This window comes from Oceaniradius stylonematis (assembly GCF_003149475.2).
Lineage (GTDB): Bacteria > Pseudomonadota > Alphaproteobacteria > Rhizobiales > Rhizobiaceae > Roseitalea > Roseitalea stylonematis.
The window spans coordinates 182689-195867 of the sequence record NZ_QFWV02000001.1 but is presented as its reverse complement, the minus strand read 5'-3'; the positions used below and the strand labels follow the sequence as shown (position 1 = coordinate 195867).

The window sequence follows — 13179 nt, the reverse complement described above, 5'->3', positions numbered from 1 at the left end:
AGGGCTTTCATGACCGATCCATCCGCAACGCATGCAACGGGCCTCCGGCTCGAAAACGTCGCGATAGCGCTGGGCAGCCGCACGCTGGTCAGCGTCGATCACGATATCGCGCCGGGCGACGTGCTGACGGTGATGGGTCCTTCCGGCTCCGGCAAGTCGACGCTTCTGGCCTTCATCGGCGGCTTTCTCGATCCGGTCTTTTCCGCGCGCGGCCGCGTGCACTGCAACGGGACCGACATCACAGGCGCGCCGCCGCAGACCCGCCGTGCCGGTCTTCTGTTCCAGGATCCGCTGCTGTTCCCGCACATGTCGGTCGGCGGCAATCTCGTGTTCGCCGTGCCGCCCTCGGTCGCCGGCCGTACGGCGCGGCGGCAGCGCGCCGGCGACGCGCTGGGCGATGTCGGTCTCGACGGATTCTTCGATCGCGATCCCGACACGCTGTCCGGCGGCCAGAAAGCGCGCGTCGCGCTGGCGCGCGTGCTTGTCTCCGATCCTGCCTTCATGCTGCTCGACGAGCCCTTTTCCAAGCTCGATGCCGGCCTGCGCGATCAGATCCGGCGGCTTGTGTTCGAACGGGCCAAGGCGCGCCGACTGCCGGTGCTGCTGGTGACCCACGATGCCGCCGATGCCGAGGCCGCGCACGGCGCCTTGATCGAACTCGCCCCCGCCGCATCGGATGGCGCCGGACCATGATCGACTTTGCCGCCACCGGTCTGCCGGCCGCCGCGGTTCTCGGTGATCTCAAACGGGCGCTCGGCGGCGGCCCCAACGCGGTTCTGGTCGCGCCGCCGGGCGCTGGCAAGACCACGCTGGTTCCCCTGGCCCTGCTCGGCGAGGCGTGGGTCGGCGGCGGCAGGATCGTCATGCTCGAACCGCGCCGTCTGGCCGCTCGTGCGGCAGCACGGCGGATGGCATCGCTGCTCGGCGAACGTGTCGGCGAAACGGTCGGTTATCGCATGCGGATGGACAGCAAGACCGGCCCGAAGACGCGGATCGAGATCGTCACCGAGGGCGTGTTCGTGCGCATGATCCTCGACGATCCGGAGCTTTCGGGAACCTCGGTCGTCATATTCGACGAGTTCCACGAACGCTCGCTGGACGCGGATTTCTCTTTGGCGCTGGCGCTCGATGTGCAATCCGCCCTGCGCGAGGATCTGCGCATTGTCATCATGTCCGCGACGCTCGATGGCGGTCGCGTCGCGCGTCTTCTGGACGATGCGCCGGTGATCGAGAGCGCCGGCCGCACTTACCCCGTCGATATTCACTACCGGCCGCGCAAGCCCGATCAGCGCGTCGAGGACGCAGTGGCCGATGCGGTCCGCGCCGCGCTGCGCGAGGAGGAGGGCAGCATTCTCGCCTTCCTGCCGGGACAGGCGGAGATTCGCCGCACCGCCGCGCGCCTCGAACCACTCCTTCCGCCCGATGCCTATCTGGCGTCCCTGTTCGGCGCGATGGACATCGCCGATCAGGACCGGGCGATCCTTCCGGCCGAACAGGGCCGGCGGAAGATCGTGCTGGCAACGGCAATCGCCGAAAGCTCGGTGACGATCGACGGCGTGCGCATCGTCATCGATTCGGGACTTTCCCGCCAGCCGGCCTTCGAGCCGGGACAGGCGATCACCCGGCTCGAGACGGTTCGCGAGAGCCGGGCCTCCGCCGACCAGCGCGCCGGTCGTGCCGGCCGCACGCAGCCCGGCATCGTGATCCGCCTGTGGCACGAAGGCCAGACGGCGGCGCTTGTCCCGTTCGATCCGCCGGAGATCACCCGCACCGACCTGACGCGGCTCACGCTCGATTGTCTGGCCTGGGGTGTCGCCGATCCGCATGCGCTGCGCTTTCTTGACCCGCCGCCCGAGGCTGCCCTGTCCGAGGCGCGGTCGCGGCTGGAAGGGCTCGGCGCGATCGACGGGCAGGGACACCTGACGCCGAAAGGGCACCAATTGCGCATGATCGCGCTGCCCGTGCCGTTGGCGGCGATGGTGGCGGCGGCGGAGAATTCAGGCGATGCAAGGCGCCGCGCGCGCTTGGCCGTTCTGATCACGGAGCGGGGTCTGGCCGGCATGTCGACCGATCTCGACCGGCGGCTTCAGGCCTTTGACAACGATCGATCGGCCCGTGCACGGCAGGCCCGGCAACTGGCCGACCGCATCGCCGCACAGATCGACTTGCCCGATGGCGGTGGACAGGACGAAACCGCCGGCATCATGCTGCTCGACNGTTGTGGTCGAAGAGACCGATCCGCTGGCCCGCGAGGAGTTCGTCGTCGCCGCCGATGCGACCGGTGCGGCGGCACAGACGCGGCTTCTGGCCGGGGCGGCCATATCGCTTGCCGACATCGAGGACCGGCTGGAGGACCGGATCGCCGACCGGGTCGAGATGGCGTTCGATGCCGGATCGGGCCGGCTATCCGCCCGACAGGTCCGGCGTCTGGGTGCGATAACGCTGTCTTCGGCGCCACGCCCGGTCGAGGCCGGCGATGCGGCGGCAAAGGCGCTCACAGACGCGGTGCGCGTTTACGACCTGCCGCTTCTGCCGTGGACCGAAAAGGCGCGTTCGGTGCGCGACCGGCTGGCCTGGCTGCATGCGCGCGCCGGTGACCCCTGGCCGGACATGGGGGATGATGCGCTCATCGCAACGCTCGATGACTGGCTGGCACCGTTCCTGGCGGGTCGCACGGATTTGTCCGGCGTACCGCTGATCGATGCGCTTCTGATGCGCGCCGGTTCCGTCCGCGCCGCAGACCTCGACCGGCTCGCACCGTCTCACTTCACCGCGCCCACCGGCTCGCGCCTCGCGCTGCGCTATCCGCCCGATGGTTCGGCGCCGGCACTGGCGATCCGCGTCCAGGAACTTTTCGGGCTGACCCGGCATCCTGCGCTTCTGGATGGCGCGGTTCCGCTGGTCGTCGAACTCCTCTCGCCCGCGGGGCGGCCCATCCAGCGTACCGTCGACCTCCCCGCATTCTGGGCCGGCAGTTGGGGCGAGGTGCGTGCCGAGATGCGGGGCCGCTATCCCAAACATGTCTGGCCCGACGATCCGGCCAATGCCGCGCCGACCCGACGGGCCAAACCACGCAAATCATGATTGCGTGCGAGAAGCATCGGATTTTCTGGCAATTCGGGCTTTTGGGCGCCATATAAGCGCCCATGGATCAACAGGTCGACGACAGCCCGGTCATGCAAGGCGAGCGGTTCGAGCGCCGCCGTCTGCGCATGTCGACGCTCACCAACACGCGCTGGATTGCGGTTCTGGGCCAGAGCGTCGCCGTCACCGTCGTTGCCGCATGGCTGGGCTTCGACTTTCCCATCGTTGCCTGTTTCGCGCTGATCGCCGTTTCCGCAGCGCTCAACCTTGTCCTGACATGGGTTTTCCCGGCCAACATGCGGCTTGGTCCGGCCCATGTCTTCGCCGTCCTTTTCTTCGACATTGGCCAGCTCGCCGCACTCCTGTTCCTCACCGGCGGGCTGGAAAACCCGTTCTCGGTGCTGCTGATCGTGCCGGTGATCATCTCGGCGGCGACGCTGCCGGCGCGGTACACGGCCGCATTGGGACTGGTGGTGTTCGTCTCGGCCAGCGTGCTGGTCTTCTCGCATCTGCCGCTGCCCTGGTATGCGGACGTGCCGCTCGACATTCCCTTCATCTTCGTCGCCGGCATGTGGGCGGCGGTTCTGTCGTCGGTCGCCTTCACCGCCTTCTATGTCTACCGCGTCGCCGACGAGGCCCGCAGCCTGGCCGATGCATTGTCGGCCACCGAACTGGTGCTGCAACGCGAACATCATCTGTCGGCGCTCGACGGGCTGGCTGCCGCCGCCGCCCATGAGCTGGGCACGCCTCTGGCCACCATTTCCCTTGTCTCCAAGGAAATGGACCGCGCGACCGCCGAGGAAGATCCGCTCAAGGAAGATGTGCGGCTGCTGCGCGCGCAGGCCGATCGTTGCCGCGAGATTCTGTCGCGCCTGTCGACGCTCAACACGTCCGAGGACCTCATTTCCCTTATGTCGATTCGCGAACTGATCGAGGAACTCGCCGCCCCGCATCGCGAGTTCGGCGTTCGCATCGTCACCGGACACGATGGAGACGGCAGCCCCGAACCGGTGATGCGGCGCAATCCGGCCGTTCTCTACGGGCTGGGCAATCTGGTCGAGAACGCCGTCGATTTCGCGCGACACACGGTGCGCATCGATCTGCGCTGGTCCGACCGCCAGGTGCGCATAGACATCGTCGACGACGGACCCGGATACCCGGCTGACCAGCTTGAGAAACTGGGAGAGCCGGATCTGGGTGCAACCCGCGACGTTCAACGCAGCCGCAAGGGCGGCCCCGGCCTGGGCCTTGGCATCTTCATCGCCAAGACACTGCTCGAACGCAACGGCGCGACGCTGCGCTTTGCAAATGGCGGACGGCCCGAAGCCGGCGCCGCCGTGACGGTCAGCTGGCCGCGCTCATCCATTGAGGCGGCGGCCGCGTAGAGGAGACAGAAAGGTGAGATCATGCTGACACAGGAAAACACCAACACCGATGTGGTGCCGGGACCGGGTCCCGATGCCAGCCTGCTGCTCGTCGATGACGATGCGCCCTTTGTGCGCCGGCTCGGCCGCGCGATGGAAAGCCGGGGCTTTGCCGTGGAAATGGCCGAATCGGTCGCCGAGGGGCTTGCCCGCGTTGAAGCCGCGCCGCCCGCCTATGCGGTTGTCGACATGCGGCTCGAGGATGGCAACGGTCTCGATGTCATCAAGGCGCTGCACGCCAAGCGGCCCGAGGCCCGCGCGATCGTCCTGACCGGCTATGGCAACATCGCGACCGCCGTCAATGCCGTCAAATTGGGCGCGATCGACTATCTGGCCAAGCCCGCCGATGCCGACGATGTCTACAATGCGCTGACCGTCGCGCCGGACGGCACCCCGCCGCCGCCGGAAAACCCGATGTCGGCCGACCGGGTGCGGTGGGAGCATATCCAGCGCGTCTATGAGATGTGCGACCGCAATGTCTCGGAGACGGCGCGCCGGCTCAACATGCATCGCCGCACATTGCAGCGCATCCTCGCTAAGCGCGCGCCGCGCTGATCACGGTTGTGAAGGCGGCTCGCCGGACGCCCATTCCGCCGCCAGCAACCGCCCGGCGGCGAACCGCGCGAACCGCAGCGTGACCGCCTTGCGCCGCGCCGGCGCAAGCCTGTGCTCCGGGGCATCGGCAACGATGGCGGCGCCGTGCCCGTCGGCGCGGATGAACCCGCAATCGTCGGGAAAAAGATGCTGCGGCACGTCGGGCAGCGTTGCAAAGAACAGACGGTCGCAATAGTCCCGATATCCCGGCCATTTGGCATCGGCCATCATGTCCTCGGGCGAGGATTTGATTTCGACGATGACGATGCCGCCGTCGGGAGCCAGAGCGACAAGATCGGCGCGGCGGCCGCTGGCCAGCGTCATTTCCGGAACCGTCGCCAACCCCATTTCCCGCAGCAGGATCTGAACGCCCCGCCGCACCGTCAGGGCGCGCGCCGATTGCCGGCCATCGGCCAGCGGATTAATCGATACGGCGGAAACAAGCGGCATTTGATCCCGTCACGGCGGACTATGACGTTGCGTCAACTGTGGTGCGTCGGTGACACTGTGTGCCAAAGCGCACAGACCTGCAAGATTACGGGGGGCCATCCTTGCACGCGGTTCAAAGCTTCATGTAACGTTGGATTAACCATGTGGGGCGAAAAAACCCCGGGGCTGTTGGGTTTGAGGGACATCATGCAAAGACGAGCTTTTCTGGGTGGATTCGCCGCGATCGCCGCAACCGGGCTTGCCGGCTGTTCGGCCACCAATTCGAACTATTTCGCCAATGCCTATGCGGGCATGCCGGACGGCGAATACACGCTGCCGAAAATCCCGGTTTCGAAAGTGCCTGAGGAGTTCCGCCGCCAGGTCGTCGATTACGAGACGCGGCATCGGCCCGGCTCGATCATCGTCGACACGCCGAACCGGCATCTTTATCTTGTCCAGGAAGACGGCAAGGCGCTGCGCTACGGCATCGGCGTGGGCCGCGACGGGTTCCGCTGGTCGGGCACGGCCAAGGTGGGCTGGAAGCGCCGCTGGCCGACATGGACACCGCCGGCGGCGATGATCCGGCGCCAGCCGGAACTGGCAAAATATCGCGGCGGCATGGAGCCTGGCCTGACCAATCCGCTGGGCGCGCGCGCGCTTTATCTGACGCGCGGCGGCCGCGACACCGGCTATCGTCTGCACGGCACGCCGGAATGGTGGTCGATCGGCAACGCCGTCTCGTCGGGCTGCATCCGCCTTATGAACCAGGACATTGTCGACCTTTACAACCGCGTCGAGCCCGGCGCGAAGGTTGTCGTCCTCCAGGGCTGACGCCGCATCGCCGACAGTCGAACGCGAAAAGGCCGGGCGATCGCCCGGCCTTTTTTGCCGGTTCGGTCTTCGGTCAGACGGCCTCGACCTGCTCGACCTCGGGAATGAAGTGCCGCAGCAGGTTCTGGATGCCGTGCTTGAGGGTCGCCGTCGACGATGGGCATCCGGCGCAGGCGCCCTTCATGTGCAAAAAGACGACGCCGTCGCGAAAGCCGCGGAAGGTGATGTCGCCGCCATCCTGGGCGACGGCCGGTCGCACGCGCGTCTCGATCAATTCCTTGATCGTCGCCACGATGCTCTCGTCGCCGGCCTCGAAGAATTCTTCTTCATCGCCAAAGTCGGCTGCGCCGTTCTGTTCGGCCATCACCGGCGCGCCGGCCATGAAGTGCTCCATGATCGCGGCAAGAACGGCCGGCTTCATGTGCATCCAGTCATGCGCATCGTCCTTGGTGACGGTGACGAAATCATAGCCGAAGAAGACGCCGGTCACGCCATCGACATCGAAAAGCCGTCCGGCCAGCGGCGACTTGGCGCCCGCTTCGCCGGCATCGCGGAAATCGGCGGTGCCCATCTCCATGACGACCTGGCCGGGCAGGAATTTCAGCGTGGCCGGGTTCGGCGTCGTTTCGGTCTGGATGAACATGGCATCACCTCAATTTGGAATAATTCCAAAATAGAGTGAAACGCTCACCCTATCAAGCGCTAGCAGGCCCCTGTGAAAGGGGCGCGCTCGCTATGAACATATGCGTCCGTCACGACAGGCTTTCAATGTCCTCGTCGGTCAGATTGGCGGGCACCACGGTGACGGGGATCGGAAACGCCGCGTCCCGCCCGGCGATCGATGAGACGAGCGGCCCCGGCCCTTCCTTGGCCGCGCTGGCCGCGAGCACGAGGATGGCAATGTCCTGGTCTTCCTCGATCAGTTCGTGAATGGGTTCGACGCCGACGCCCTCGCGGATCACGGTCTCGGGCTCGATTCCGCACTGTTCGCGCGCGAGCGTGGCGAATTTCGACATCACCTGCTCGGCGCGCTCCATCGCCTCTTCACGCATCACCTGCTCGACGCCCAGCCAGTGCTGGAAGTCGCCGGGCGCGATCACGAACAACAGGATCAGACCGCCATGGGTGTTGGCCGCGCGGCGAGCGGCGTAGAACACGGCGCGCTCGCATTCCGGTGTTTCGTCGACGACCGCGAGGAACTTGCGGCGATGACCGGCTTCGCCGGAAAGGCGTCTGGTGACCATGGACGAATCTTTGGCACGGCCCGCGCCGGCCCGCAAGCGGAGAGAGGCTCAGGCGCCCAGACCGACGATCCGCCGCACATCGGCCATGACCGGCGCGGCGATCGCCGACGCCCGTTCGGCGCCGTCGGCCAGAATCCCGTCAATATGACCCGGATCGGCGATCAGCCGCCGCATCTCTCCGGCGACGGGGCTCAGAACCTCGACCGCCAGATCGGCGAGCGCCGGCTTGAACTCGGAAAACGCCTTGCCGCCGAACTCTGCCAGCACCGCGTCGCTCTCCATGTCCGCCAGCGCGGCATAGATGCCCACAAGGTTCGCCGCTTCCGGCCGTTCTGCCAGGCCCGCCGCTTCGCTCGGCAACGGCTCGGGATCGGTCTTGGCCTTCCGGATCTTGCGGGCGATCTCGTCGGCCGTATCGGTCAGATTGATTCGCGACAGGTCCGAGGGATCGGATTTCGACATCTTCTTGGTGCCGTCGCGCAGGCTCATGATTCGCGTTGCCGGCCCCTCGATCACCGGTTCGGTGAGCGGGAAATAGCCCGACACGGTCTCCCGGCCGATGTGCATTTCGATGCCCAGACCCAATTCCGCGATACGGTCGGAATAGTCGTTGTTGAACTTCTGCGCGATATCGCGGGTCAGCTCCAGATGCTGCTTCTGGTCGTCGCCCACCGGCACGTGGGTTGCCCGGTAGATCAGGATGTCGGCCGCCATCAGCGCCGGATAGGCGAAAAGGCCGACCGACGCGTTCTCCCGGTCCTTGCCGGCCTTTTCCTTGAACTGGGTCATCCGGTTGAGCCAGCCCATGCGCGCCACGCAGTTGAAGACCCACGCCAGTTCCGCGTGCTCGTGCACGCGGCTCTGATTGAAGACGATGTGCTGCGCCGGATCGATGCCTGCGGCAAGAAAGGCCGCCGCGACGGAGCGCGTCGCATTGATCAGCTCGGTCGGGTTCTGCGGCATGGTGATCGCATGCATGTCGACCACGCAATAGATGCATTCGTGCCGCTCCTGCATCGCGACGAATTTGCGGATCGCGCCCAGATAATTGCCGAGCGTCAGATGGCCGGTCGGCTGGACGCCGGAAAAGACGCGCTCGTGGAAGATGTTGGTCATGGGACGGTCCGTTTGGAATGCGCCGGCCTTATGCAATGGCCGTTGCCGCCGTGCAAGGGCCGGTCGACCGCTCAGACGCCGCGCCGGAACAGCATTGCCCTTAGCGCGCCGAGCCGCGCCGCGCCGGTCAGATGCGCCAGACCGAAGAAGCTGACGACGCCGGCACCGACCACAATGGAAAGCGCGGCGGCCCGCGGGACAAGCGGGGAGCCGGACGCCAGTTGCGGCGCAAGAAGCTGCGCGGCCGCCCACACACACAGGCCCATCAGCACGGCGCTGACCGCAATCAGCACCAGAAGGCGGGTCATCGGCCCATCGATCGTCCAGAGTCCGCGCCGGTTCAGAAGCCAATAAAGCGCGATGGCATTGACCCAGCCGGCAAGGCTCGTCGCGATCGCGATGCCCACATGGCCCACGAATGGAAACAGCGCCAGGCTGGCTGCCACATTCACCGCCATGGCGGCAATCCCGACCTGCATCGGCGTCTTGGTGTCCTCGCGGGCGAAGAAGCCGGGCGAAAACACCTTGACCAGCACGAAGGCCGGCAGGCCGACGGCAAACGCCTGCAGCGCAAGCGCGGTGCCGCGTGCGCTTTCGGCGTCGAAGGCCAGCCTTTCGAACAGCACCGAGACAAGCTGGTGCGGGATCACGGCCAGAGCCACCGCAGCGGGCAGGGTCAGCATCATGGAAAACTGCAGTGCCCGGGCCTCGACGGCCTTGGCCGCACCCATGTCGCCAGCCTTCAGCTTTCGCGACAGTTCCGGCAGCAGCACGACGCCGATGGCTATGCCGACGACGCCGAGCGGCAATTGGTAAAGCCGGTCGGCATAATAGAGCATGCTGGCGGCGCCCGCCTGCATCGAAGCGATGATCGTGCCAACGACGATGTTGATCTGCGTCACGCCGCCGGCGATGACGCCGGGAATGCCCAGCGTGACCAGCCTCTTCATGCGGCCGTTCCAGCGCGGGCGCACGAAGCCGAGCGCGAACCCTTCGCGCCGCAAGGCGATCACGACCATGGCCAGCTGCGCAACGCCACCGACGACGACGCCGACCGACAGCCACAGCCCCGCATCGCGCGTTGCCGCAAGGCCGGAAGAGACGATGTAGCTGAGCACCGCGATCAGCACGACATTCAGCAGGACCGGTGCGAATGCCGCCGCCGCGAACCGGCCCAGACCGTTCAGCACGCCCGAAATCAGCGCCAGCAGCGAGACGAGCAGAAGATAGGGAAAAGTGATCCGCGTCAGTTCCACCGTCAGGTCGAACTTGTCAGGATCGGCCGAAAAGCCCGGCGCCAGCCCGTACATCAGGACCGGCATCGCGATCATGGCAAAGCCGATAACAATGGCCAGGACGGTAATCAGGCCGGCCATGGCTTCCTGCGCGAACCGCCGCGCTTCCTCGCGGCCCTCGCCTTCCAGCCGCCGCGAAAAGAGCGGAATGAAGGCCGAATTGAAGGCGCCTTCGGCGAAGATCCGACGAAACAGGTTGGGGAAGCGGAAGGCGACCACGAAGGCGTCGGCCACCGGGCCCGTACCAAGAGCGGCCGCCATCAATATGTCGCGCACGAATCCCAGCACGCGGCTGGTCATGGTCGCACCGCCCACCGTGGCGAAATTGCGCAAAAGGCTCATCGTCTATTCGGCCGCCACGGCGGCCTTGCCCGCCTGCTTCTTCGTTGCGCCGCGCTGATCGTTCTTGAGCACGGAAAGAAGTGCCTTGCGGATGCGGCCCTGGCGCGCCGTGTCCTCGATCTTCTGGCCGACCAGATCGGTCACATAGAAACTGTCGATCACCTTCTCGCCGAAGGTCGTGATGTGCGCGGAACGGATGTCGAGCTTGAGATCGGAGATCGCGCCGGTCAGTTGCGACAGGAGCGCCGGGCGGTCCAGCCCTTCCACTTCGATCACGGTAAACCGGTTGGACAGCGTGTTGTTTATCTTCACATTGGGCTCGACATGAAAGGCGCTGAGCGCCCTGCGGCGTCGCTTGTGCGCCTGCACGTCCGGCAGGCTCACCTTGCCGCGCAGGACATCCTCGATCAGTGCGCCGATCCGGCGGCCGCGCCGCAACTCGTCTTCGTCCTCGACAAATTCGCGTTCGATCTGGATGACATCGAGCGCGCGGCCGTCGGATGTGGTGAAGATGTGGGCCCCGTCGATCGATGCGTCCGCGCTCGAACAGGCGGCGGCGATGACCGACAACAGGCGCGGGTGGTCCTGCGCCAGCACGGTGATCTCGGTCATCGCCTGAAATGCATCCGTGCGGACTTCGGTCGCCAGCGCCTTGCCCTCGGCATTGGCCGCGCGGATGAACTCGGCATGGCGCTCCTGGTCTTCCAGATCGACGGTCAGAAGATAATTGTCGTAGTGCAGGCGCAGAACCGCCTCGCGATCGGCTTCGGTCCAGCCGGCGAGCCGTTCCTCGAGCGCTTGCCGGCGGCTGGCGGCGCGGCTCTTGCGGCTGGTTTCCGAGAAACCGCCCGTAAGTGCCAGTTCCGCCTCTGCATAGAGCGTGCGCAACAGCTGGCCCTTCCAGCCGTTCCAGACGCCCGGACCGACGCCGCGAATGTCGCAAACGGTCAGCACCAGCAGCAGCTTGAGCCGCTTGACCGTCTGCACCCGCGCGACGAAATCCTCGATCGTCTTGCGGTCCGACAGGTCCCGCGCCTGAGCGGTCATCGACATGAGAAGATGGTCCTGCACCAGCCAGGCGATGGTCGCCGTGTCCTCGGGCGAAAAGCCGAAACGCGGGCAAAGCTTTCGCGCCACCTCCGCCCCGGCGGTCGAATGATCCTGCGGTCGGCCCTTGGCGATATCATGCAGAAACAGTGCCACATAGAGCAGCGTGCGCTCGCCTTTGAGGCCCGGCATCAGCGTCGCGGCGAGCGGATGATCTTCCTTGAGTGTACCCTTTTCGATGTCGGCGAGCACGCCGATCGTACGGATCAGATGTTCGTCGACGGTGTAGTGATGATACATGTTGAACTGCATCATCGCGACGATCCTGCCGAAATCGGGGACGAAACGGCCGAGCACGCCCGCCTCGTTCATCCGCCGCAGATTGAGCGCCGGATCGTTCTTCGAGGAAAGGATCTTGATGAACAGCGCATTGGCATTGACGTCGGTGCGCAGTGCCTTGTCGATCAGCTTTAGCGAACGCCGGACCAGTTGCAGCGCCTGCGGATGATATTCGAGCCCGTACCGGTCGGCCAGATGGAACATCCGGATCAGGTTCACCGGATCGCGCTTGAAGACCTCCTCGTCGGCGACATTGATGCGCTGACGGTCGATGACGAACTCCTTGATACCGCGAATCTTGCGCGAGCGACCGGTGAAGGGCAGCGCCTGCAAGAGGCCGGACAGCGCCGGCGCGTTCTTGATCTCCTGGTCTTCCAGCGCCGCGCAGAAGATGCGCGTCAGGTCGCCCACATCCTTGGCGATCAGGAAATAGTGCTTCATGAACCGCTCGACATCCTCGAGCCCGGGGTGTGACTGGTAGCCGAGCCGCTCGGCGAGGTCCCGCTGCACGTCGAACGACAGGCGTTCCTCGGCCTTGCCGGTCAGGAAATGCAAGTGGCAGCGCACCGCCCAGAGGAAGTCTTCGCACTTGACGAAGAGATTGTAGTCCTTGCGGGTGAAGACACCGAGCTTGACCAGTTCCGCACGTCGCCGCACGCGATAGACATATTTGGCAATCCAGAACAGCGTGTGGAGGTCGCGCAATCCGCCTTTTCCGTCCTTGACGTTCGGCTCGACGACGAACCGCGCTTCGCCCATCCGCTGGTGGCGCGCATCGCGCTCGGCGAGCTTGGCCTGGATGAACTGGACGGCGGTCTTCTGCACGACCTCGCCATCGAACCGGTCCATCAGCTCCTTGAAGAGCGTTTCGTTTCCGATCAGGAACCGGGCCTCGAGGATCGTGGTGCTGATCGTGATGTCGTTCTTGGACAGCCGCACGCAGTCATCGATGTTGCGCGTGGCGTGGCCGACTTTCAGCCCCATGTCCCAAAGCATGTAGAGCATGTATTCGGCCAGTTGCTCGCCGAGCGGCGTCTGCTTGTAGGGCAGGACGAACAACAGATCGATGTCCGATCCGGGCGCCAGCGTGCCGCGGCCATAGCCGCCGACCGCCGCCAGCGCGATCCGCTCGCCACGGGAAAGATCCGAGACCTTGAACACATGGGCGAGGGCGAAATCGTAGGTGGCCCGGATGATCGCATCCTGGAGGTCCGACAGGCGCTTTGCGCAGCCATGGCCCTTGCCGTCCTCGAAAAGCCGCCGCTCGGCCTCGGCGCGCCCGTCGGCCAGGACCTGCTTGAGATGGGCGAGCACCTTGGCGCGTACACCCGTGTCCGCGCCGTCGCCGCCCGCATCGCGCGCGAACCCTTCCAGCGCCGCGCCGATGGTCGCGGCGTCGGGAAGGGCGGTCTTTCCGGTGACGGCCTTGTCCAA

10 protein-coding genes and 1 pseudogene are annotated in these 13179 nt (G+C 65.8%); 5 read left to right on the top strand and 6 right to left on the bottom strand.

All coding sequences use genetic code 11. The annotated features are described in order from the left end of the window. Positions 1–9: 9 nt before the first annotated feature. The 4 genes and pseudogenes from DEM25_RS00945 to DEM25_RS00930 all read left to right on the top strand — a co-directional run bounded on the left by DEM25_RS00945 (position 10) and on the right by DEM25_RS00930 (position 5063). A complete protein-coding gene (locus DEM25_RS00945; RefSeq protein ID WP_109766768.1) occupies positions 10–693 on the top strand; it encodes an ATP-binding cassette domain-containing protein in 684 nt (227 codons plus the stop codon). Then, positions 690–3084: pseudogene (gene hrpB / locus DEM25_RS00940) on the top strand (ATP-dependent helicase HrpB). Before DEM25_RS00945 ends, hrpB begins: the two are co-directional and overlap by 4 nt. A 62-nt stretch (positions 3085–3146) precedes the next feature. Next, positions 3147–4469, top strand: a complete 1323-nt coding sequence (locus DEM25_RS00935) for an ActS/PrrB/RegB family redox-sensitive histidine kinase (protein ID WP_109766770.1) — start codon at positions 3147–3149, stop codon at positions 4467–4469. Between the two features lie 21 nt (positions 4470–4490). Continuing rightward, entirely contained in the window at positions 4491–5063 is a 573-nt protein-coding gene (locus DEM25_RS00930; protein ID WP_109766771.1) for an ActR/PrrA/RegA family redox response regulator transcription factor, read from the top strand. Here the strand turns inward: DEM25_RS00930 and DEM25_RS00925 are convergent, their stop codons facing one another. Next, positions 5064–5552 (bottom strand): MmcB family DNA repair protein, encoded by a 489-nt coding sequence (locus DEM25_RS00925; RefSeq protein ID WP_109766772.1) that lies wholly within the window; start codon positions 5550–5552, stop codon positions 5064–5066. A 186-nt stretch (positions 5553–5738) separates the two neighbouring features. Between DEM25_RS00925 and DEM25_RS00920 the strand changes: the two genes are divergently transcribed. After that, entirely contained in the window at positions 5739–6362 is a 624-nt protein-coding gene (locus DEM25_RS00920; RefSeq protein WP_109766773.1) for a L,D-transpeptidase, read from the top strand. Between the two features lie 73 nt (positions 6363–6435). Here the strand turns inward: DEM25_RS00920 and DEM25_RS00915 are convergent, their stop codons facing one another. The 5 genes from DEM25_RS00915 to DEM25_RS00895 form a co-directional block, all read right to left on the bottom strand. Continuing rightward, positions 6436–7005: a NifU family protein gene (locus DEM25_RS00915; protein WP_109766774.1), complete on the bottom strand. Its 570-nt coding sequence runs from the start codon at positions 7003–7005 to the stop codon at positions 6436–6438. Between the two features lie 109 nt (positions 7006–7114). Beyond that, positions 7115–7606 (bottom strand): universal stress protein, encoded by a 492-nt coding sequence (locus DEM25_RS00910; RefSeq protein ID WP_109766855.1) that lies wholly within the window; start codon positions 7604–7606, stop codon positions 7115–7117. Positions 7607–7654: 48 nt separating this feature from the next. Then, positions 7655–8722 carry a tryptophan--tRNA ligase gene (trpS, locus tag DEM25_RS00905; RefSeq protein ID WP_109766856.1) on the bottom strand — a complete coding sequence of 356 codons (1068 nt, stop codon included), beginning with the start codon at positions 8720–8722 and terminating at the stop codon, positions 7655–7657. A gap of 71 nt (positions 8723–8793) precedes the next feature. Continuing rightward, a complete protein-coding gene (gene murJ / locus DEM25_RS00900; RefSeq protein ID WP_109766775.1) occupies positions 8794–10359 on the bottom strand; it encodes a murein biosynthesis integral membrane protein MurJ in 1566 nt (521 codons plus the stop codon). 3 nt (positions 10360–10362) lie between these two features. Continuing rightward, positions 10363–13179, bottom strand: a complete 2817-nt coding sequence (locus DEM25_RS00895) for a [protein-PII] uridylyltransferase (RefSeq protein ID WP_109766776.1) — start codon at positions 13177–13179, stop codon at positions 10363–10365.

What these genes read in the sequence shown, in the direction of transcription:
- DEM25_RS00930 (WP_109766771.1), top strand. Translation starts at nt 4,491, where the DNA reads ATGCTGACACAGGAAAACACCAACACCGATGTGGTGCCGGGACCGGGT.
- DEM25_RS00935 (WP_109766770.1), top strand. Translation starts at nt 3,147, where the DNA reads ATGGATCAACAGGTCGACGACAGCCCGGTCATGCAAGGCGAGCGGTTC.
- DEM25_RS00920 (WP_109766773.1), top strand. Translation starts at nt 5,739, where the DNA reads ATGCAAAGACGAGCTTTTCTGGGTGGATTCGCCGCGATCGCCGCAACC.
- DEM25_RS00915 (WP_109766774.1), bottom strand. Translation starts at nt 7,005, where the DNA reads ATGTTCATCCAGACCGAAACGACGCCGAACCCGGCCACGCTGAAATTC.
- DEM25_RS00925 (WP_109766772.1), bottom strand. Translation starts at nt 5,552, where the DNA reads ATGCCGCTTGTTTCCGCCGTATCGATTAATCCGCTGGCCGATGGCCGG.
- murJ (WP_109766775.1), bottom strand. Translation starts at nt 10,359, where the DNA reads ATGAGCCTTTTGCGCAATTTCGCCACGGTGGGCGGTGCGACCATGACC.
- DEM25_RS00910 (WP_109766855.1), bottom strand. Translation starts at nt 7,606, where the DNA reads ATGGTCACCAGACGCCTTTCCGGCGAAGCCGGTCATCGCCGCAAGTTC.
- trpS (WP_109766856.1), bottom strand. Translation starts at nt 8,722, where the DNA reads ATGACCAACATCTTCCACGAGCGCGTCTTTTCCGGCGTCCAGCCGACC.
- DEM25_RS00945 (WP_109766768.1), top strand. Translation starts at nt 10, where the DNA reads ATGACCGATCCATCCGCAACGCATGCAACGGGCCTCCGGCTCGAAAAC.